Here is a 19520-nt window from a genome sequence, read left to right on the forward strand (position 1 = left end):
TCAGTTCCTTTCCCTGCCGGCGGCCCCGAACAGGCGAAGTTGGAGCGCGTAGAGGCTGAGCGTGACGACCAGCAATGCCAGCGCCGCCGCGCCGCCCATGCCCCAGTTGACGAGCGACTGGACGAATTGCGCGATGAGTTCGGCGAGCATCATGTTTGCCGTGCCACCGAGAAGGGCGGGCGTGACGAAATAGCCGAGCGACATGACGAAGACCATCAGCGCACCCGAGGCCATTCCGGGCAGCGCAAGCGGCAGGAGCACGCCGACGAAGGCCTGCCGGCGATTTGCCCCGCACAACGCGGCCGCCTGGAGGATCATCGGGTCGATCTTCCGGATGACGCCGTAGAGCGGAATGACGATGAAGGGCAGCATGATGTAGGTCATGCCGATCGTGACACCGACGAGATTGTTGACCATCGCCAGCGGCGCGTCGACGAGACCGAGGGCCATCAACGTCTTGTTGATCACGCCGGTGCGCTGCAGGAGCACCATCCATGCATAGGTGCGGGCGAGAAGATTGGTCCACATCGACAGCAACACGATTGCGAAGACGATGTTGGCGGCCCGGCGCGGCATGATGGCGAGTGCCCAGGCGACCGGGAAGCCGACGACGAGCGAGATGACCGTGACCACGGCCGCGACGAAGAAAGTGTTGAAGAAGATCTTCAGGTAGGTCGTGCCGCCGAGGAGTTCCACATAGTTCTGCAGCCCGACAACCGGCTCGGTGAAGCTGCGGGTCAGGAGCGCTGCGACCGGCAGCACGAAGAAGACGAGAACGAGAACAAGTGCCGGAAGAACCGGCGCAAGGCCGCCCGGACGCGCCCGCCGCTTTGGCGGGACCGTCCTTTCCGTTTCGAGTTCCACTGAAGTTACCACGAGCGACATCCTCGGTTCTCCCTGTCGAGCGTGTTCGGGCACGGCCCGTCAGCGCATGCGTTTCGGACCGGAAGGGCGAAGCCTCCCCCTTCCGGCCATCTCATCTCTACTTCGACTGCCAAGCGTACCAGCGCTCGCCGATCTCGTCGCGGTGCGTGGCCCAGTAGGCCATGTCGGCGTTGACCTGCGATGCGGTCTGCTGGTCGGGCAGCGTCTTTGCGAGCGCAGGATCCATCAAGGCCGGAGCCTTCAGGTTTGTCGGCGCGTAGCCGGTGCCGGCGGCCATTTCCGCTTGCCCTTCGGGCGAGGACGCATAGGCGATGAATTTCATCGCAGCGTCCTTGTTCTTGGCACCCTTCGGCACGACGAGCGCATCGGCCGCGGTAATGTTCTGCGCCCAGGAGGTCTCGACATTGACGCCGGTGGCGGCGAGCGCCGTCAGGCGGCCGTTCCAGAAGGAACCGAACGGTGCTTCGGCGGAAGCAAGAAGCTGCTGCGACTGCGCGCCGCCCGACCACCAGACGATGTCGGCCTTGATCGTGTCCAGTTTCTTGAAGGCGCGATCGAGGTCGAGCGGATAGAGCTTGTCCGCCGGCACCCCGTCAGCCAGCAAGGCAGCCTCGATCACGCCCGGGGCCGACCACTTGTAGAAGGTGCGCTTGCCGGGAAATTTCGCAGTGTCGAAAAGCTCGGCCCAGCTTGCCGGACAGGCGGCAACGGCGTCCTTGTTGCAGCCGATGACGAAGGAATAGTAGAACGAGCCGACGGAATAGTCGGTGACGAAGCGCGGATCGAGCGACGCCTTGTCGATCACCGAAAAGTCGAGTTTCTCGAGCAATCCCTGCTCGCCGGCCTGGATCGCATAGTCGCCCTCGACGTCGACCACATCCCAGGTCGTACCCTGTGCTTCGACCATGGCCTTGATCTTGCCGTAGTCGGTCGGGCCATCCTGCACGACATTGACGCTTTCCTCGGCGGCGAACTTGTCGGCCCAGGCACTCTTCTGGACGTCCTGGGTGGTGCCGCCCCAGCTTGTGAAGACGAGATCGGCGGCGAAGCTATGCCCGGAAACTCCCAGCACTATTGCGAGCGTCGCGATTGCGGTTTTGGTTTTCATGTTCGGTTCCCTTGTTTTCTCTAGTGACGCGGTATCGGGTTGATATTCTTCGGCGTCCGGGAGACCTCTCCGGGTCCCTTCGATCCGGCGCCGCATTGCTTCACTTCACCGGACCTGCTCCTCCCCCGACGCGGAAGAAGGGAGCTGGCTTCATGATCTTGTTTTCCGCCACTTCGATCAGGTCGCGGATCTTGGGCAGGAAGGCCTGCCAGGCGGGATCGGCGGCAAGGCGCGCGCGCCGAGCCTCCCGATCGTCGAGGCTCGCATAGGCCCAGATATGCACGATCTCGTTGATCGGCCCGATTTCGGAAAAGAAGTAGCCGACGAGATTGCCGAGATGTTTCTTCTGGATTTCGATGCCTTCTTCGCCGACCACTTCGAGGTAGCCGGGAATGGCGCCGTTCTTCAGCCGATAGGTGCGGATTTCGTAGAACATCGGCTCATCGCATCACGAAGGGATCAGGAAAGGGCGCGTCCGACGTCGTGAGCCAGACAGTCTTGGTACGGGTGTAATCGAGCACCGCCGCCATGCCGCCCTCGCGGCCATGGCCGGATTGTCCGTAGCCACCGAAGGGTGCGATCGGCGAGACGGCGCGGTAGGTGTTCAGCCACACGATTCCCGCATGAATGTTCCGGCTCATGCGGTGAGCGCGAGCGAGGTTCTGCGTGAAGACGCCGGAGGCCAGCCCGAACCGGGTGTCGTTGGCAAGCCGGAGCGCCTCCTCCTCCGTCTCGAAGGACACGACCGAAAGCACCGGGCCGAAGAACTCCTGCACCAGTGACGGCGACGCGATGCCGTCGCAGTCGAGAATGGTCGGCGGGTAGTAGTTGCCCGCCCCTTCCGGGCGGATCCCGCCGGTGACGAGCCGAGCGCCTGCTGCAACCGACGCTGAAACCAGCGCATCGACATGATCCTGCTGCCTGCGTGTGGCGAGCGGTCCGACTTCGGTCGCCATGTCGAGCGGGCTACCGATGCGGATCGCCTCCGCCTTCGCCTTCAGGCGCGCGAGGAATTCGTCCTTGACGGAACGTTCGACGATGAGGCGGGAGCCCGCGACGCAGGACTGACCGGTGGCGGCGAAGATACCGGCGACCTGCGCATTGACGGCACTTTCCAGATCGGCGTCGGCGAAGACGATGAAGGGCGACTTGCCGCCGAGTTCCAGTGACGTCGAGGCAAGGTTCTCGGCCGAATTGCGAACGACATGCCGCGCCGATTCCGGGCCACCGGTGAAGGCAATGTGGGCAATTTTCGGATGACGTGTGAGCGCGGCACCGCAGGTGGTGCCGAAGCCGGTGATGATGTTGACGACGCCCGGCGGGAAGCCGGCCTCATCAACAAGGCGGGCGAATTCGAGGAGTGGTGCGGGACCATCCTCCGACGCCTTCATGACGAGCGTACAGCCGGCGGCGAGTGCCGGCCCGATCTTGACGGCCGACAGGAACAACTGGCTGTTCCACGGGACGACCATGGCGACCACGCCGACCGGCTCGCGGCGCAACCACACGTCCATGTCCGGCTTGTCGATCGGGAGGAACGAACCCTCTATCTTGTCGGCGAGGCCGGCGTAGTAGCGGTAGTAGTTGGCGACGTAGGCGATCTGTGAGGAAGTCTCCCGGATGATCTTGCCGGTATCGCGCGTCTCGAGTTCGGCAAGCGTCTTCGCATTGGCCGTGACGAGGTCGGCCAGACGGTAGAGGATCTGGCCGCGCTGGGTCGCGGTCATCCTCGCCCAGGGACCGTCGACAAGGGCGCGGTGTGCCGCCTCGACGGCGCGATCCACCTCCGGCTCCCGTGCCTCCGGCATGACGGCCCAGGCCTCGCCGGTCGCCGGATCGAGACTCTCGAATCCGTGTTCGCCGTCTTCAAAGGCTCCGTCGATATAGTGCTGGAAGCGCCGCATGATCCCTACTCCTTGAAGGCCGGCATGACGTCTCGAATGAAGCGCTCGAGCGAGGCCTTCTTGCGTTCGAAGCTCATGCCGGTGTCGATCCAGAACGAGTATTCGTCATAGCCCATCGCCTCGTATTTCTTGACGCGTTCGATGACGTCACCGGCCGTGCCGATCGGAAGGTTCGTGCCCATCACCTCAGGCGAGAGATTGGCGTTCGCCGCGATGTCCTCGTCGCTCAAGCGTTCGATCAGGCCCTGGTGGATGGGCCGCTCGTTCTTGAACCAGGCGAAGAAGTAGTTGTAGTAGACGCTGATCTCCCGGGCGGCCCGCACGATGTCGGCGGCATCGGACCCGACATAGGTGTGCTGGAGCAACATGATCTTCGGGCGCGGGACTTGAGGCGTCTTCTCGCAGGCGGCGGCAAAGCGCCCCATCAGGCTCTCGATCTCCGGATCGCCGTTCCACAACGGCGTCACCTGGACGTTGCAACCGTTCGCCACCGCGAATTCGTGAGAGTTCGGATCGCGTGCCGCCACCCAGAGCGGGATGGCATCCTGCAGCGGCTTCGGGGCGGATGTCGTCGACGGGAATTTCCAGAACTGGCCGTCATGGGCGTAGTCGCCCTCCCAGATGCCCTTCACGGCCGGTACCATCTCGCGCAGGTGCTGGCCGGCAGTCCAGGCGTCGAGCCCCGGATGGAGACGTTCGTATTCGAAGGAATAGGCGCCACGCGCGATACCGAGTTCCAGGCGCCCGTCGGTGATGATGTCGGTCATCGCTGCCTCGCCGGCGAGCTTGATCGGGTGCCAGAAAGGCGCGATGACGGTGCCGACGCCAAGTCGGGCCTTCGTCGTGCGGCGCGCGAGGTCGGCAAGGTTCACGAAGGGGTTCGGCGCGATGGTGAAGTCCATGCCGTGGTGCTCGCCCGTCCAGATGGCATGCATGCCGCCCGCATCGGCGATCTCACAGAGCTGGACGAACTCGTCGTACAACTGCTTGTGGCTCTGACCGGCATCCAGCCGCTCCATATGAACGAAGAGCGAGAACTTCATAGTCTTCATGCCTTTCTAGCGATGGAATGGACGCGGCCCGTGGTCTCGGTGCCAAAATAGACGCCGAAATTGCCGAGCGAGCGTTCCGATGCGAAGCGATTGACGATGTCGGCGGTCGCCGCGCTGTCGAACGTCGGATCGGCGAGACGATCAAGGGCGACGAAGGACCCGCCGCGCGGATCGCCCTCGCCCAAGAAGGCGCGGTAGACGATATGCTGCCGGCCATCCTTCCGGTCCTCGTAGACCGAGTAGAGAAAGCCGATCGTGACGGGCAACCCGGTCAGGCCTTCGAGCGCCGACCGGAGCGCCGCAAGAGGTTCTTCGCCGTTCACGTCGCAGCCCGGCAGGCTCTTCGTCCCGTCGCCGACGAGCAGGATCTCGCCATCACGCTCGACGACGGCACTCAAATGCAGACTGCCTTCTGCAGCCGCGGAAACCGCCCTGGCCGCAAGCGTCGGCACGAAATAGCCGCCCCGGACGTAGCCGAGCCCGTTGCTGTCGCCGCTCTCGAAAGCCTCGACGCGTCCGAGCAGGATGACATGGTCGCCCGCCTCGATGACCTGTTCCAGCCTGCAGTCGAACCAGGCGGCGACGCCCGCAATGACAGGTGATCCGAAGGGACCGCTGCTCCACGCGACCGTGGCGAAGCGGTCCTCGGACGGGCGGGCGAAGGTGTTCGATATGTCCTGCTGCGTCTCGGCGAGAATGTTGACCGCAAAGCCGCTCGCCGTGGTCATGGCTTCGAAATTGCGCGAGCTGCGGGCGAGACAAACGAGGAGAAGCGGTGGATCGAGCGAGACGGACGTAAACGAATTGGCTGTGAAGCCCAGAGGCTTTCCTTGGGCGTCGGTCGACGTTACCACGGTGACGCCGGTGGCGAAGGCGCCGAATGCGGAGCGGAGCGCGCGCGGATCGAGATGCTGAGTCATGACGAAGTCTCCGGAGTAGCAAGCCATGTGCGCATCAGCGCGTTGACGGCTTCGGGTGCCGTGAGGTTGACCATGTGCCGGTGACCCTCGACGATGTGCGCGATACCTCGCGGGGCGAGAGCGGCCATCTGCCGCGCCATGTCAGGCGTCGAGTTCGGGTCGCCGCTCCCCGTCAGGAAAAGCGCGGGGCATGTCACTGTCGGCCAGGCATCGGCGTAGGTCGAGTCGCCGCCGGCGAAGGCGCCGTAGGCCGTCGCATAGGCATCCTTGTCCATCAGACTAAGCCAGCGTCGCGTCAGCAGCCGGGGGGTACGACTCTCCTCGTCGTCCGAGAACCAGCGCTGCACGGGCCCGTCGACATCGACGCCCTCCTCTTCGATCGAAGCGGCACGCGCCATGACCGCCGCCTTCGCCACCGGATCGCGGCGGAAGACCCCGTTCAGGAGCGCGACGCGCCGGACACGCTCCGGGAAACGCGCAGCCGCTCCGCCGCAAACAAGCGCACCCATGGAGTGGCCGGCAATGTTGACCCTATCGAGCCGCAGTGCGTCGAGAACACCGGCGAACCAGGCGACGAAGTCGGCGAGGCTGCTGTCCTTTGCCAGTGGAACACTTTCGCCATGACCAGGCATGTCGACGGAGATGACGCGGTGGCTGACGCCGAGGGCCTCGATCTGCGGTGCCCAGGCTTCAAGCCGCATGCCGACGCCATGGATGAGGAGGAGCGGTTCGCCCTCACCTCTTTCATGGTAGGCCGCGCCGTTGCGAGCATACTGCCGCCTGAGCGATGGTGCGGATGTCGTCGGTTCGGACGTCGTGGCGACCACCATCTCCGGCTCCATCGCCTCAGACGCCGGCCGGATTGGCGACGTTCTGACCGAGATCCCTGAGATCCTGGTAGCGATCGCCGATGCGGTGGTGTGGCCTTCCGCCCACCGACGCCCCGAGGCCGATCACGATCTCGTCTGCCGCGGGAGCATCCGGAATGGCGGTCTGGATCGTGAGGTAGTGGGAGCGGCGACCCTCGTCGTTCTTGTCCATCAGCGGGATCACGATCGCCGTATTGGCCGGGCCACGCGTGTTGGTGAAGGCGAGGTAGGATTTCGCGCCGACGGCCGTCCGATAGTGATTGCCGAAACGCAGCGTGTGAATGAGCGCCGATGCGTGTTCGATCTCGCCGTCGAGACCGACGACGGCGACCTTCCCATAGGCCTCGACGGCCTCGCCGGAGCCGACCGCGTCGATAATCATCTTGGTCAGAAGCTCGCCGAGAACCGGGGCGGCCGCGTGGATCTCCGGCTTCAGGTCTTCGACGAACCCCTTGCCCGCCCACGGGTTCTTCACCACCGCGAATGCGGAGAAGAGCTTCAAGGGCTGAGGCGCCTTCCTGCCTCCTTCGACCAACGTGGTCTCCACCTGCAGCAGCGTCTTGCGGATCTGGATCATCGCCCGGCATTCCTTTCTCGATGTTGATATTATGGTATACCATGATATCAACATGTCAAGCGACGGGTGATGAAGCGTTGAAAGAAGTCGGCGGCTGGGGGATTTCGCCTTCTTCGGCAGGGACGAACCGGCCCGCGTGGTGAAAGTCGATGTCCTGCAAGACAAGGCCCGCCAGCTCGGCGTCAGCTCGTCCGACATCGCGACCTCACTCAACATGACAACAGGCACCCCTGGCTTGCGACCGCCGAGGTGGATGCCTCGATTTGCCGCTGAAACCCGGACATCTGACGGCCGCTGTCTTACCCAGGCCCGCACCCTGCCCTTCAGATGAGTGGAGCAGGAGGCCTCTTGACGGGGGCGCCGCACGGTGATTGGATAAGTGGATACAAAAATCCAATAGGCTCCCATGTTGACGATCTTTTCCTCCTCTGCCCGGGCCGCGTCGACCGCCGAAGAGGAGGCGTATCTTCATCTGCAGCAGGCGCTCCGCCTCGGCCGCTACAAGCCTGGCGAACGATTGATCCCTGAGGAGATCGCCGCGGAGATCGGGATGAGCCGCATGCCGGTGCGCGAGGCCTTTCGTCGCCTCGCATCGGAAGGGTTGGTGACGCTTCGCCCGAACCGCGGCTGCGTGGTCGCGGGCCTGACGCTCGACGAGCTGAACGAGACGTTCGAAATCCGTTCGGTTTTGGAGGGCCTCGCCGTCCGCATCGCGACGCCGCTGATGACCCCCGACACCTTCGAGGAGCTGGAACGGGCACTCGACCGCATGGAGCGCGCCGGCCAGAGCGGCAGTAGCGATTGGGTCCTGCGGCATCAGGAGTTCCACGCGGCGATCTTCTGGTTGAGCGGACGGCCGAAGCTGATCCACCAGATCACGGCGTTACACCTGGTCATCGAACCCTATATGCGGATCTGGTTCGACTATGTCGACAAGCCGCTTTCGGCCCGCCAGGAACACGAAAGCCTCATCGAAGTCCTGAAATCCGGCGACGCCCACCAGGCCGAGAAGGTCATGCAGGAGCATATTCTCGAAACGGCATCATTGCTCGCCGGCTACGCAAGTCCCGGCCGGCGCTGAACGCCGTCCGGTCAATTTGTCCGAAGCCGGGGGTACATCCGGCAAGGACAGGGGAACCGCCGTCCAAACGGCACAGAGAAAAGAGGAAAAGTCATGACGATCCGTCGCATGGCCGCGATAGCGGCTGCCTTCACGACACTTGCTTTCAGCTCGGTGGCGATCGCCGAGGATGCACCGACCGAGATCAAGATCGCGACCGAAGGGGCCTACGCTCCCTGGAACTTCACCACCGCCGACGGCAAGCTGGATGGCCTCGAGATCGAACTGGCCAACGATCTTTGCGCCCGCATGAAGATCAAATGCACCATCGTCGCCCAGGACTGGGACGGCCTGATCCCGTCGCTGACCGTCGGCAAGTTCGATGTCATCATGGCCAGCATGTTCATCACGCCGAAGCGTCTCGAAACGATCGACTTCACCCAGCCCTATGCCGTCGACCCGTCCGGGTTCGCCGTTGCCAAGGACAGTGATCTCGGCAGACTCGGTGTCTCCGCGGAGAAGTTCAAGCTCGATGATGAAGCTTCCGCACTCGCCGCGATCGACAAGCTGAAGCCGCTCCTCAAGGGCAAGGTCGTCGGCGTCCAGGCCGCCACCACCAACCTCGACTTCCTGAAAAAATACTTCGCCGATACCGTCGAGATCCGCGAGTACAAGACAACGGAACAGCACGATCTCGATCTCGCCGCCGGCCGCATCGATGCGCTCTTCGCCCAGCAGACGGCGCTCGCCGCCACGCTCGCAAAGCCGGAATTCGCCGACTACACCGTCGCCGGCCCCGGCTTCGTCGGCGGTGTCTTCGGCCTCGGCACCGGCGCCGGCCTCAGGAAGGAAGACACCAAGCTCAAGGACATGCTGAATGCCGCGATCGATGCCGCGATCGCCGACGGCACCATCAAGCGCATTTCGGAGAAATGGGTCGGTACCGACGTGACCCCGGTCAAGTAACCAAGGCGGACCACATGCGGCCGGGGCTTTGATGCCTCGGCCGCATGGAAGCTAACGAGGGGTTCGCTCACATGCTCGAAAAACTGCATATGCTCGGCCTCGGCGAGGGTGGCTGGGGTCTGGCGCTCCTCGGCGCCGCAACGATGACGCTTGCGCTGTCGCTGCTCGGCTTCCTGCTGGGGACCGTCTTCGGCGGCCTGTCAGCGGCAGGCCGGCTGTCGGCACGTCGCATGCCGCGCGCAATCGCAAATGCCTATGGAACCGTTTTTCGCGGAGTGCCCGACCTCCTTACTATCTATCTCATCTATTACGGCGGCAGCGTCGCCCTTACGGCGACGGCACGCTTCTTCGGTGCCAATGGCTTCGTTGGCCTGCCATCCCTTGCGACCGGTGTGGCGGCCATCGGGATCATCTCCGGCGCCTATCAGGGAGAGGTCTATCGGGGTGCCTATCTCGCCGTCGAGCGTGGGCAGTTCGATGCCGCGAAGGCGCTCGCCCTCTCCCGGGCGCAGATGCTCCGCCTCGTCGTCATCCCGCAACTGCTCCGCCATGCAATCCCGGGCCTCAGCAATGTCTGGCAGCTCGTGCTCAAGGACTCGGCTCTCATTTCGGTCATCGGCCTGGTCGAACTCATGCGCCAGGCCCAGATCGGCGCGGGCTCGACCCGCGAACCGTTCCTCTTCTATGTCGCCGCCGCGGTCCTCTATTTCGCGATCGCCGGCGTCACGGGGCTTGCCTTCCGCGTGGCGGAGACGAGAAGCGCTCGAGGGATCACCCATCCATGATCGACTTCGGCTTCTTTCTCGAAATCATCCCGAAGCTGCTTTCCGGCCTGCCGCTGACGCTTCAGCTTGCGGGTACCTCCATTCTGCTCGGTTTCGCACTCGCCCTTGCGCTCGCGCTGGCGCAGCAGGTGCGGCGTCCGGCGGTCGTCTGGCCGATCCGCTGCTTCGTCGCCGTGTTCAGGGGTACGCCGCTTCTGGTCCAGATCTTTCTCATCTATTACGGCCTTGGGCAGTTCCGTCCCTCGCTACAGGCGCTCGGCCTCTGGTGGCTGTTCCACGAGCCTTATTGGTGCGCGATCCTCGCACTCACGTTGAACACCGCCGCCTATGGCAGCGAAATCCTGCGAGGCGCGATCCGCAATGTTCCGCACGGGCTTTCGGAAGCATCGACTGCGCTCGGGATGTCACGATTTCTCACTCTGCGTTTCGTGATCCTGCCGCTGGCCCTGCGGCAGGCGATCCCCGCCTACGGCAACGAGGTCATCCTCATGGTCAAGGGGACCTCGCTCGCCTCGATCATCACCCTCATGGAGGTGACCGGCATCGCGCAGGGCCTTATTTCGCAGAGCTACCGTGCCATCGAGGTCTTCATCGCGGCTGGCGCGATCTATCTGGTCATGAACTTCATCATCGTGCGGGCGCTCGGCGCGCTCGAGACCAAACTCACGCCATACCGGACCCGCGCCTGAACGGCATGGGAAGGCATCGATACGAGGAGACCAAACAGGATGCGCAATTTCGAGAAGCCGACGCGATCGGTAGCCGTGTCGACCAACGCCATGGCGGCCACGTCCCATCCCTCCGCAACGCTGACGGCCATCAATATCCTGCAGGCGGGCGGGAATGCCATGGATGCGGCGATCGCGGCCTGTGCCGTCCAATGCGTGGTCGAGCCGGGTTCGACCGGAATCGGTGGCGATTGCTTCGCACTCTATGCCCCGAAAGGCGGCAGCGAGGTGATCGCCTACAACGGCTCGGGACGGACGCCGAAGGCTCTGACGATCGACTGGTTCGAGGAGCGCGGGCTGACCGAGGTGCCGCGTCAGTCGCCTTCGTCCGTGACCATCCCCGGTGCCATCGACGCCTGGACCCGACTGCATGCGGATCACGGCCGGCTTCCCTTTGCAGAGATGCTCGCCCCCGCCATCCGCTTTGCCGAGGAGGGCTATGCCATTGCACCGCGCGTCCACCGCGACTGGTTACGGGAGGAGAAGCTGCTCGCCGCGGAAAAGGCCGCGGCCGACATCTTCCTGCCCGGCGGCCGCGCGCCGCGGATCGGCGAGGTCCACCGACAGCCGAAGCTCGCCGCGACACTGCGCCGGATCGCTGCCGAGGGCCGTGACGGCTTCTATCGCGGGCCGGTCACAGAGGACATGGTCCGTCACCTGCGCTCGCTCGGCGGTCTCCACACGCTGGAGGACTTCGACGCCGCCGCCGGTGAATATGTGGGTCCCGTCACCACGGATTTCCGCGGTTATACGATCCACGAATGTCCCCCGAACGGCCAGGGCATTATCGCCCTGATGATCCTCAACATCCTGTCGCATTTCGGCGCGACGGATGATCCGGCCTCGCCGGACCGTCTGCACATCGAGATCGAGGCGACGCGCCTTGCCTATGCGGCGCGAGATTGCTGGCTCGCCGATCCGGCAAAGGCTGACGTACCGGTCGAGGAGATGCTGTCGGACGAACTCGCGGCCCGGCTCGCCGGGATGATCGACCTTCGCGGCGCGCTGACCGACCTGCCCCCGTTCGAGATGCCCCGGCACCGCGACACCGTCTATATCTCGGTGGTCGATTCCGATCGAAACGCCGTCAGCTTCATCAACTCGATTTTTGACAGTTTCGGTTCCGGGATCGTCGCACCGAGATCGGGCGTCATCCTCCACAATCGCGGTCAGAGCTTTTCGCTGAAGCGGGGCCACCCCAACGTGATCGCACCGGGCAAGCGACCGCTGCACACGATCATACCCGGCATGGTCACCCGCAACGGACGAACCGAGATGTCGTTCGGCGTCATGGGCGGCTACTATCAGGCCATGGGCCACGCCCACCTCATTTCCAGGATCCTCGACTACGGCATGGACATGCAGGATGCGATCGACCTGCCGCGGCTGGTACCGGTCGGCGGCAATGATCTTCGCGTGGAGGCGGAGCACACCCTGTCAGCCGAAACAGCTGCAGAACTGCAGCGCCGCGGCTTCGAGATCATCCCGGCCGAGGAGCCGATCGGCGGCGCCCAGGTCATCCGGATCGACTGGAAGAACGGCACGCTTGTCGGCGCATCAGAGTCCCGCAAAGACGGGATCGCCCTCGGCTTCTGACGATGCCTGCCAGGTTCCGAGTCCATATCATCGCGAGTGCGCCGCATTCTCCTTCCTGGCGCTCTCACGGACACATCATGCCTCTGTTCGCGATCACTGCGCCGGGGCGCCGCCTTCCGGGCGGTTGAGACCGCGAGCAAGATGGTGAATGTGCGCCGCGCCGATACCACAGCAGCCGCCGACCATGGTCGCGCCTGCCTCCGCCCAGTCGCAGGCGAAGCGCAGATAGCGGTCGGAGGTCAGGTCCTGCCGCGTCTCGTTCAGCGACTCGTTGGCGGCCTCCTCGTCGGCCTCGCTCTCGAAGGCATTGGCATAGACGCCGACCTCCATGTCGCTGCCGTTCCGCATGAACACTGCGTGCGCCGTCCGCACGGCGGCTTCCATCACCTCCGGGCGGCTGCAGTTGAAGAGAAGCGCCCGGGCACCGGATGCGGTCGCCCATTCCGCCGCCGCCTCCACCGTCTCGCCGGAGCGGAGCTTCGGCACGTCGCCCTCGCCCGAGGTATCGTCGGCGAGCGTGAAGGATATCCAGAAGGGCTTGCCGGTTGCCGCGACCGCCCGCCGCACCGCCTCGCCCTCCGCGATCAGGCTGAGCGTCTCGCCGAGCCACACGTCGACGAACGGTGCGAGCCCCTCGACCAGCACACCGAGATAATCCTGCACGCGGGTGGGGTCGAAGTTTTCAGGTTCATAGGAGCCGAAGATCGGCGGCAGCGAGCCTGCAACCGTCACGTCACGCTCCGCGGCATCGGCCGCCTGCCGCGCAAGTTGCCCGGCGAGGCGGATGAGCGAACCGCCCTCGGCGCGGAAACGCTCCTCCCCGATATGGAAAGGCACCAGTGCATAGCTGTTGGTGGTCACCACATCCGCACCGGCGGCAATGAACTCCGCATGCACCTGCCGCACGATGTCCGGGCTTTCCATCAGGGCGAGCGCCGACCATTCCGGCTGGCGCAGCGGGGCGCCGAGCCGTGCCAGTTCGCGGCTCATGCCGCCGTCGAGGATCAACACGTGCTTCACGGACAGTCTCCTTCTTTCATTGCGGGGTTGGCGCCGAGGGCCTGGTCGAGATCCGCGACGATGTCCGGCACCGCCTCCAGCCCGACAGACAGGCGGAAGATGCCGTCGCCGGCAAAGGCGCGGTAGTCGTCGAGTTGCGCCCCTTCGAGGCGATAGGTGGATTGCATCATTTCCGCGGTGTCGAGGAGAACGACGATGCTGCGCTGGTGTCCGAGCGAGAAGGCGTAGTGGACCACCTTCAGCCGCTCGGCGAGCCTCTTGGCCACCGCCTGCGGATCGCGGACCTGAAACGTCACCATGCCGCCGGCGATCGCCATCTGCCGCCGGGCGAGATCGTATTGGGGATGCGTATCGAGCCCCGGATAGGTGACGGCCGTCACGGCCGGATGGCGTGCAAGGAAACGGGCAACCTCGAGCGCGGCGGCGGAGATGGTCTGCATTCGGGGAAAGATCGTGTCCAGACCGCGCATGATGAGCCAGGCATTCTGTGCCGAGAGCGTGGCGCCGAGATAGACGCCCGCCCTGCCGCGGATCGCCTCCACCAGGTCCTTGCGGCCGCAGACGGCACCGCCCAACGCATCGCCATGACCATTCATGAACTTCGTGAGTGAATGGATGACGAGATCGACCCCGAGCGAGAGCGGCCGGGTGGCGACCGGCGTCGCGAACGTGGAATCGACCGAGACCAGAGCACCGTGAGCATGGGCAAGAGCGGCCACCGCTTCGAGGTCGGTCAACCGCAGGATCGGATTGCAGGGGCTCTCGCAGTGGACGAGGCGGGTATTGGGTCGCAGCGCCGCGGCCACGTCATCGAGGCGCGACATGTTCACCGCACTCACCTCGATGCCGTAATCCGGCAGAATGCGCCGGGCGAGCTCGTTGGCACCCGCATAGCAGACGTCGCTGACCACCAGGTGGTCGCCCTGCCGCAGGAAGGTGAAGAAGGTGGCGGCAATCGCCGCAAGGCCGGTCGCGGTCGCCAACGCGTCATCGCCACCTTCGAGTGCGGCGATCCGCTGCTCGAGCTGCCGAACAGTCGGATTGGTCCAGCGGGCATAGAGGAAAGGAAGCGAAGTCAGGTCGCCGGCGCCATCCGCCGAAAAGGGGCCACCCCCGGGCGCAAGTGCGTTGTTGACCGACATGGAAATGTTGGGCGCAATCGCCTTTGTCACCGGATCGACGGTCAACCCGCCATCAAGTGCGAGCGTCTGTGGATGAAGATGCCCGTCTTTTCCATCCCGCATGACCTACTCCTCACAAGGATCGCCAGTGGAGACTAGCCCGGTCGCAAAAGGGAACGGCCGCGTTCTTCCGCCCGCCGTGCCTCGAAGTGGCGCCGCAGCGGACGTCGGCGCGAAAAAGCCGCGAGACATTCCGCTCATCGCCGGATCGGCACTTGCGCCTCGACGAGCCGAAGGGCGCGGACGATAAGCATGGTCACCAGAACATAGAAGACAGTCACGACCAGCAGCGGCTCGTAGACCAGCAACGTATCCTGCCGCACCTTGTAGGCTACGGCGTAGAGGTCCATGACCGTGACGGTGAAGGCAAGCGGCGTCGCCTTCAGCTGCAGCACGATCTCGCCGGCAATCGTCGGCAAGGCGATGCGGATCGCGCGCGGCAACCAGATGCGCCGGAAGAGCTTGCCGGGTGACATGCCGAAGGCGCGGCCGGCCTCCAACTCTCCCTTCGGCACGGACAGAAGCGCGCCGCGCAGCACCTCGGCCTCGTATGCCGCATAATTCAGCGTGAAGCTGACGGCCGCGAAGAAGAAGCCTTCGCGCAGTACGGGCCAGAGGAAGCTGCCGCGCAGGCCGGGGATCATCGTCATCAGCGAGCCGACGCCATAATAGAACAGCCAGAGCTGGATAAGCAGCGGCGTGCCGCGCAGGAAGGTGCAGAAGATCTTGGCCGGCCAGGCCAGCCAGCGTGGGCCGCTGACCTGTGCTCGCGCCAGCCCGATGGCGAGGATGAACCCGAAGACGACTGAGATCACCAGCAACAGCACGGTCTGCACGGCACCGGCGACGAGAAGCGGCCAATAGGCGGCGATCCAGCCGAAGTTCATCGCGCATCACTCCGGACCGCTTGCCCGCGGCGGAAATGCCGTTCGACCAGGGCAAAGAGAGCATTCGATACCAGCGTGATCGCCAGATAGAGCAGGCAGGCGGCGAAGAAGAAAAGGAAATAGTGCTTGGTGTTGCCGGCCGCGAGACGGGTGGCGAGCGCCAGTTCCTGGTAACCCAGCACGGCAATCAGCGCACTGTCCTTGGTTATCGACATCCACAGATTGGCGAAGCCCGGCAGGGCGTAGGGAACAAGTGCCGGCAGCACGATCCGGCGAAAGCGCAGCCACGGCCCCATGCCGAAGGCGCAGGCCGCCTCGATCTGGCCGATCGGAACCGCGAGGATCGCCCCGCGCAGGACCTCCGTCGCGTAGGCGCCCTGAACGATGCCGAGAACGAGGATGGCCGCCACATAGGCGTTGATCTCCACGGCGGGCAGACCGAGAGAGCTGAGCAGGCGGTTGAGCCCGTCGGTGCCTGCGTAATAGAGGCCGATGATGAGGATGAGTTCGGGGATGGCGCGGATGGCCGTCGTATAAAGGTCGAGGACGGCACGGATTGTCCGGTCGCCTTTCAGCTTGCCCGCCGCACCGACAAGGCCGATGCCGATGCCGACCAGATAGGCTCCGAGCGAGATCGCCAGGGTGGAGACGGCCCCCGACAACAGGACGCCGCCCCAGCCCGGCGGGCTCGGCGAAAGCAGTTCCAGGAGCGACGGACCGGCGGCCATGGCGAGAATTCCCCGGGGGACGTCTCGCGGCGGTCGTCATGGTCTTGCCAGACGACCGCCGCGATACGTCCAATCAGTTTCCGTAAGGATCGAAGTCGAAATACTTCTTCGAGATTTCAGCGTATTTGCCGCTCGCGCGGACCGCCGCGATCGCCTTGTTCAGCTTCTCGCGCAATTCGTCCTCGCCCTTTCGAACGCCGCCGGCGACGCCGTAGCCGAGGATTGCCGGATCGTTCGCCACGTCGCCGCGGTCCTCGCAGCAATCCTTGCCGAAATCGGACTTGAGGAATTCGGCAAGTGGCATCGAGTCGGCAAAGACGTAGTCGACGCGGCCGGCAGCGAGATCCTGCAGCGCTTCGTCAAGCGTCTGGTAGGTCTTTTCGGAAGCCTTGTCGGCAAAGTACTTCTTGTAATACTCGGACTGGACGGTGGAAACCTGGATGCCGATGGTCGTTCCGGCCACGTCGTCGGGACCGGCACCAGTCTTGCCTTCCTTCGGCCCGATCAGTTTGCTCGGCGTGTTGTAGTATTTATCCGTAAAATCGATGGTCTTGCTTCGCTCGTCGGTGATCGACATGGAGGACCAGATGACGTCGAACTTCTTTGCCTGCAGGGCAGGAATGAGGCCGTCCCACGACATCTCGACGATGCTGCAGCTTTCGTGCATTTCGGCGCAGACGGCGTCCATCATGTCGATCTCCCAGCCTTGCCATTTGCCGGCGGCATCCTTCGCAAAAAAGGGCTGGTAGGATTCGTTCATGATGCCGAAGCGGACCTCGGCCTGGGCAGCAGCGCCGGAAAGGGCCAGAACGGCTCCGGCGAGGACAATGGACAATACTTTCATTACGATTTCCTTCTCCTGAAAATACGAACTCAATGGCGCAGCGAGGCGGTGAATTCCCGGCAGCGGGCGCTCGAAGGGGTACCGAACACCTGTTCTGGCGGTCCCTCTTCCTCCACCCGCCCGTCGTGCAGGAACATCACGTGGCTGGACACATCGCGGGCGAACTTCATCTCGTGCGTGACGAGCAGCATGGTGCGGCCTTCTTCCGCCAGATCGCGGATCACCTTCAGCACTTCGCCCACCAGTTCCGGGTCGAGCGCCGAGGTCGGCTCGTCGAACAGCATGACCGTGGGATTGACGCACAGTGCCCGGGCGATCGCGGCACGCTGCTGCTGGCCGCCGGACAGAAAAGCGGGGTAGGCGTCGCGCTTGTCGTAGAGGCCGACCTTGGCGAGCAGAGCCTCAGCCCGTTCGACGGCCTCCTTGCGTTTCATGCCGAACACATGGACCGGCGCCTCGATGACATTGCCCAGCACGGTCATGTGTGCCCAGAGATTGAAGCTCTGGAAGACCATGGCAACTCCGCTGCGGATGCGCTCCACCTGCCGCCGGTCGGCCGGCCGGGCGCGACCGTCGCGACCCGTCTTCATGGCAATCTCCTCGCCATTGACGACGATGCGGCCGCGGTCGGGGATCTCCAGAAGGTTGATGCAGCGCAGGAAGGTACTCTTGCCGGAGCCGGACGACCCTATCAGCGAAATGACGTCGCCTTTGTGGGCCCTCAGCGAAATGCCCTTGAGAACCTCGTGTGCGCCAAAGCTCTTGTGAACATCTTCCACCTGCAGGGCGGCAGGACCATTCTCCGTCATACTTTCCCGTTTCCGTGGCGCTTCAAGGGTTTATCGATGAAATCTATCGGCAACCGACGCAGCTTTGCCGCGCAATGGAGATGTCCAGCGCGGTTTTCCCGCAGGAATTTACAAAAAATGCAGCTGGCCTTACTCCTATTGACAAGAGAGAGGAAACCGGCGAACGCCCTGGAAGGGCCAGAAACAGGAACGAGGGACATGGCAGACGACTTGGACGATTTCGACCGGAGCATCCTCGACATCGTGCAACGCGATTGCCAGATGAAAGCCGAGGCGATCGGCCACACCGTCGGCCTTTCCGCATCCGCCGTGCAACGCCGGCTGAAGCGAATGCGCGAGCAGGGCATTATCAAGGCGGAAATCGCGGTGGTGGACCGACGCGTCACCGGCAATCCCATGACCTTCATCACCGGCATGGAGATCGAACGCGACAACTACGATGCGCTCGCCAAGTTCCGCGCCTGGGTGGACAGGCAGGACCATATCCAACAGGTCTACTACGTCACGGGAGCAGTCGACATCATCGCCGTCGTCACGGCGCGCGACGTCGGCCAATACGACGAACTGATGGCGCAGCTCATGTCGCAGAACCCGCAAATCAAGCGCATGCATACCAATGTCGTGCTCAAGGACCTGAAGCTCGGCATGATGGTTCCGGTACAGTCCTGAACGCGTCGATACCCCTCTAGGACGCGCTTTCGGCCTTCTGGGCGGCAAGGACGGTTTCCGCGACGGCACGCGCTGCGGTCACGTGGTCAAGTGCTGCCTTGGCGGCAGCCTCGCCGTCACCGCGACGGATGGCGTCGATGATCCGCGCCATCTGCTGCGGCCCCTCGGTATCGCGGTTGCGCGTCTTGATGGTCATGGAGCGCAGATGATTGATGCGCACTGTGAGCAGGTTGACGATGCCCCAGGCGACATGCCGGTTCACCTTGCTGAACAGCGTCTGGTAGAAGGCGGTCGTGTGGGCGAGCACGCCCTGCATGTCCTTTGCCGCGTAGCTGTCGCGGATCGCCTGCAATGATGCCTCGAGGGCCGCGACGATTTCCGGGTCGCGCCGCTCCGCACAAAGCCTCGCAGCCATGCCTTCGAGTGCGCCACGGATCTCGTAGATCTGGCGCGCCTCGTCGAGATCGAGGACGGCGACGATCGGACCCTTGTTCGGCTGATTGGCGACGAGACCTTCGGATTCCAGATGGCGAAGCACCTCCCGGACGACGGTGCGGCTCACGCCGAGTTGGGCGCAGAGGTCGCGCTCGACCAGCCTGTCACCGGGCCGGAAGTAGCCCTCGATGATCGCGTCGCGAACCTTGTCGAGCGCAAGCTCCCTCAGGGTCTTGGTGGGACGCTCCACACGAATGGCATTTTCCGGCATGGCGCCCATCATTGTCCCTTTCACGATCCGGCATTACATCTGGCCGGAAATGCATCCCGGCTATGTTTTTTGGTGTACCATAATACCAGATCGGCGTGAAGTCGAGCAATGCGGGTTTCGCGGAAAAGCTCAGCCCATTCGCTCCGACGCATAGCTCCCCGGGGAAGCGGGGAAGACGACGGTGCGGTTGCCGTTGATGAAGGTGCGGTGATGGATATGGGCGTGG

Annotated in this window: 21 protein-coding genes and 1 pseudogene; 6 read left to right on the plus strand and 16 right to left on the minus strand. The window is 64.0% G+C overall.

Annotated features, from left to right (window positions below):
- From EUU22_RS04130 to EUU22_RS04170, 8 genes are all read right to left on the minus strand, one after another.
- Positions 1 to 885 (minus strand): ABC transporter permease, encoded by an 885-nt coding sequence (locus tag EUU22_RS04130; protein WP_129330815.1) that lies wholly within the window; start codon positions 883 to 885, stop codon positions 1 to 3.
- Between the two features lie 97 nt (positions 886 to 982).
- On the minus strand, positions 983 to 1993 hold the full coding sequence (locus tag EUU22_RS04135; RefSeq protein WP_129330816.1) for an ABC transporter substrate-binding protein: 1011 nt from the start codon (positions 1991 to 1993) through the stop codon (positions 983 to 985).
- 100 nt (positions 1994 to 2093) lie between these two features.
- A complete protein-coding gene (locus EUU22_RS04140) occupies positions 2094 to 2429 on the minus strand; it encodes an NIPSNAP family protein (protein ID WP_129330817.1) in 336 nt (111 codons plus the stop codon).
- Positions 2430 to 2433: 4 nt separating this feature from the next.
- Positions 2434 to 3897 carry an aldehyde dehydrogenase gene (locus EUU22_RS04145; protein ID WP_129330818.1) on the minus strand — a complete coding sequence of 488 codons (1464 nt, stop codon included), beginning with the start codon at positions 3895 to 3897 and terminating at the stop codon, positions 2434 to 2436.
- A 5-nt stretch (positions 3898 to 3902) separates the two neighbouring features.
- Positions 3903 to 4940, minus strand: coding sequence for an LLM class flavin-dependent oxidoreductase (locus EUU22_RS04150; protein WP_129330836.1), 1038 nt, complete (start codon positions 4938 to 4940; stop codon positions 3903 to 3905).
- Positions 4941 to 4945: 5 nt separating this feature from the next.
- A complete protein-coding gene (locus EUU22_RS04160; protein WP_245484906.1) occupies positions 4946 to 5869 on the minus strand; it encodes a flavin reductase in 924 nt (307 codons plus the stop codon).
- A complete protein-coding gene (locus EUU22_RS04165; protein ID WP_165351082.1) occupies positions 5866 to 6711 on the minus strand; it encodes an alpha/beta fold hydrolase in 846 nt (281 codons plus the stop codon). Before EUU22_RS04165 ends, EUU22_RS04160 begins: the two co-directional genes overlap by 4 nt.
- 4 nt (positions 6712 to 6715) lie before the next feature.
- The gene (locus EUU22_RS04170; RefSeq protein WP_129330821.1) at positions 6716 to 7315 is read right to left on the minus strand and encodes an amino acid synthesis family protein; all 600 of its coding nucleotides are present in this window, start codon (positions 7313 to 7315) and stop codon (positions 6716 to 6718) included.
- A 406-nt stretch (positions 7316 to 7721) separates the two neighbouring features.
- On the opposite strand from EUU22_RS04170, the gene EUU22_RS04180 reads away from it, so the two are divergent.
- The 5 genes from EUU22_RS04180 to ggt all read left to right on the plus strand — a co-directional run bounded on the left by EUU22_RS04180 (position 7722) and on the right by ggt (position 12450).
- Positions 7722 to 8396, plus strand: coding sequence for a GntR family transcriptional regulator (locus EUU22_RS04180; RefSeq protein ID WP_129330822.1), 675 nt, complete (start codon positions 7722 to 7724; stop codon positions 8394 to 8396).
- A gap of 93 nt (positions 8397 to 8489) precedes the next feature.
- Positions 8490 to 9341 (plus strand): transporter substrate-binding domain-containing protein, encoded by an 852-nt coding sequence (locus tag EUU22_RS04185; protein WP_129330823.1) that lies wholly within the window; start codon positions 8490 to 8492, stop codon positions 9339 to 9341.
- 71 nt (positions 9342 to 9412) lie between these two features.
- Positions 9413 to 10126, plus strand: coding sequence for an ABC transporter permease (locus EUU22_RS04190; RefSeq protein WP_129330824.1), 714 nt, complete (start codon positions 9413 to 9415; stop codon positions 10124 to 10126).
- Entirely contained in the window at positions 10123 to 10815 is a 693-nt protein-coding gene (locus EUU22_RS04195) for an ABC transporter permease (protein ID WP_129330825.1), read from the plus strand. The genes EUU22_RS04190 and EUU22_RS04195 overlap by 4 nt, the downstream gene beginning before the upstream one ends.
- 39 nt (positions 10816 to 10854) lie before the next feature.
- Complete coding sequence (ggt, locus tag EUU22_RS04200; RefSeq protein WP_129330826.1) at positions 10855 to 12450, plus strand: gamma-glutamyltransferase; 1596 nt, start codon at positions 10855 to 10857, stop codon at positions 12448 to 12450.
- 93 nt (positions 12451 to 12543) lie between these two features.
- Here ggt and EUU22_RS04205 read toward each other — a convergent pair whose 3' ends face one another.
- From EUU22_RS04205 to EUU22_RS04230, 6 genes are all read right to left on the minus strand, one after another.
- Positions 12544 to 13476, minus strand: coding sequence for a homocysteine S-methyltransferase family protein (locus EUU22_RS04205; RefSeq protein WP_439329123.1), 933 nt, complete (start codon positions 13474 to 13476; stop codon positions 12544 to 12546).
- On the minus strand, positions 13467 to 14714 hold the full coding sequence (locus EUU22_RS04210) for a trans-sulfuration enzyme family protein (RefSeq protein ID WP_129330828.1): 1248 nt from the start codon (positions 14712 to 14714) through the stop codon (positions 13467 to 13469). The genes EUU22_RS04205 and EUU22_RS04210 overlap by 10 nt, the downstream gene beginning before the upstream one ends.
- A gap of 134 nt (positions 14715 to 14848) precedes the next feature.
- Positions 14849 to 15538 carry an ABC transporter permease gene (locus tag EUU22_RS04215; protein WP_129330829.1) on the minus strand — a complete coding sequence of 230 codons (690 nt, stop codon included), beginning with the start codon at positions 15536 to 15538 and terminating at the stop codon, positions 14849 to 14851.
- Positions 15535 to 16266 (minus strand): ABC transporter permease, encoded by a 732-nt coding sequence (locus EUU22_RS04220; protein ID WP_129330830.1) that lies wholly within the window; start codon positions 16264 to 16266, stop codon positions 15535 to 15537. Before EUU22_RS04220 ends, EUU22_RS04215 begins: the two co-directional genes overlap by 4 nt.
- Before the next feature lie 73 nt (positions 16267 to 16339).
- Complete coding sequence (locus tag EUU22_RS04225; RefSeq protein ID WP_129330831.1) at positions 16340 to 17110, minus strand: transporter substrate-binding domain-containing protein; 771 nt, start codon at positions 17108 to 17110, stop codon at positions 16340 to 16342.
- A 29-nt stretch (positions 17111 to 17139) separates the two neighbouring features.
- On the minus strand, positions 17140 to 17919 hold the full coding sequence (locus tag EUU22_RS04230) for an ABC transporter ATP-binding protein (RefSeq protein ID WP_129330832.1): 780 nt from the start codon (positions 17917 to 17919) through the stop codon (positions 17140 to 17142).
- Positions 17920 to 18117: 198 nt separating this feature from the next.
- Here EUU22_RS04230 and EUU22_RS04235 point away from each other — a divergent pair, with 198 nt between their 5' ends.
- Positions 18118 to 18588 (plus strand): Lrp/AsnC family transcriptional regulator, encoded by a 471-nt coding sequence (locus EUU22_RS04235; RefSeq protein WP_129330833.1) that lies wholly within the window; start codon positions 18118 to 18120, stop codon positions 18586 to 18588.
- A gap of 16 nt (positions 18589 to 18604) precedes the next feature.
- Here EUU22_RS04235 and EUU22_RS04240 read toward each other — a convergent pair whose 3' ends face one another.
- Both EUU22_RS04240 and purU read right to left on the minus strand, forming a co-directional pair.
- Positions 18605 to 19306, minus strand: coding sequence for a GntR family transcriptional regulator (locus EUU22_RS04240; protein WP_129330837.1), 702 nt, complete (start codon positions 19304 to 19306; stop codon positions 18605 to 18607).
- A gap of 117 nt (positions 19307 to 19423) precedes the next feature.
- Positions 19424 to 19520: pseudogene (gene purU, locus EUU22_RS04245) on the minus strand (formyltetrahydrofolate deformylase); the annotation flags it as partial.

The organism is Ciceribacter ferrooxidans, from assembly GCF_004137355.1.
Lineage (GTDB): Bacteria > Pseudomonadota > Alphaproteobacteria > Rhizobiales > Rhizobiaceae > Allorhizobium > Allorhizobium ferrooxidans.

Bases quoted from the DNA above. Each gene is read 5' to 3' on its own strand.
- EUU22_RS04210 (WP_129330828.1), bottom strand. From the start codon at position 14,714: ATGCGGGATGGAAAAGACGGGCATCTTCATCCACAGACGCTCGCACTT.
- EUU22_RS04190 (WP_129330824.1), top strand. From the start codon at position 9,413: ATGCTCGAAAAACTGCATATGCTCGGCCTCGGCGAGGGTGGCTGGGGT.
- EUU22_RS04230 (WP_129330832.1), bottom strand. From the start codon at position 17,919: ATGACGGAGAATGGTCCTGCCGCCCTGCAGGTGGAAGATGTTCACAAG.
- EUU22_RS04215 (WP_129330829.1), bottom strand. From the start codon at position 15,538: ATGAACTTCGGCTGGATCGCCGCCTATTGGCCGCTTCTCGTCGCCGGT.
- EUU22_RS04165 (WP_165351082.1), bottom strand. From the start codon at position 6,711: ATGGAGCCGGAGATGGTGGTCGCCACGACGTCCGAACCGACGACATCC.
- EUU22_RS04220 (WP_129330830.1), bottom strand. From the start codon at position 16,266: ATGGCCGCCGGTCCGTCGCTCCTGGAACTGCTTTCGCCGAGCCCGCCG.
- EUU22_RS04180 (WP_129330822.1), top strand. From the start codon at position 7,722: ATGTTGACGATCTTTTCCTCCTCTGCCCGGGCCGCGTCGACCGCCGAA.
- EUU22_RS04130 (WP_129330815.1), bottom strand. From the start codon at position 885: ATGTCGCTCGTGGTAACTTCAGTGGAACTCGAAACGGAAAGGACGGTC.
- EUU22_RS04185 (WP_129330823.1), top strand. From the start codon at position 8,490: ATGACGATCCGTCGCATGGCCGCGATAGCGGCTGCCTTCACGACACTT.
- EUU22_RS04225 (WP_129330831.1), bottom strand. From the start codon at position 17,110: ATGAAAGTATTGTCCATTGTCCTCGCCGGAGCCGTTCTGGCCCTTTCC.
- EUU22_RS04170 (WP_129330821.1), bottom strand. From the start codon at position 7,315: ATGATCCAGATCCGCAAGACGCTGCTGCAGGTGGAGACCACGTTGGTC.
- EUU22_RS04150 (WP_129330836.1), bottom strand. From the start codon at position 4,940: ATGAAGTTCTCGCTCTTCGTTCATATGGAGCGGCTGGATGCCGGTCAG.
- EUU22_RS04140 (WP_129330817.1), bottom strand. From the start codon at position 2,429: ATGTTCTACGAAATCCGCACCTATCGGCTGAAGAACGGCGCCATTCCC.
- EUU22_RS04145 (WP_129330818.1), bottom strand. From the start codon at position 3,897: ATGCGGCGCTTCCAGCACTATATCGACGGAGCCTTTGAAGACGGCGAA.
- EUU22_RS04240 (WP_129330837.1), bottom strand. From the start codon at position 19,306: ATGATGGGCGCCATGCCGGAAAATGCCATTCGTGTGGAGCGTCCCACC.
- EUU22_RS04235 (WP_129330833.1), top strand. From the start codon at position 18,118: ATGGCAGACGACTTGGACGATTTCGACCGGAGCATCCTCGACATCGTG.
- EUU22_RS04135 (WP_129330816.1), bottom strand. From the start codon at position 1,993: ATGAAAACCAAAACCGCAATCGCGACGCTCGCAATAGTGCTGGGAGTT.
- EUU22_RS04160 (WP_245484906.1), bottom strand. From the start codon at position 5,869: ATGACTCAGCATCTCGATCCGCGCGCGCTCCGCTCCGCATTCGGCGCC.
- EUU22_RS04195 (WP_129330825.1), top strand. From the start codon at position 10,123: ATGATCGACTTCGGCTTCTTTCTCGAAATCATCCCGAAGCTGCTTTCC.
- ggt (WP_129330826.1), top strand. From the start codon at position 10,855: ATGCGCAATTTCGAGAAGCCGACGCGATCGGTAGCCGTGTCGACCAAC.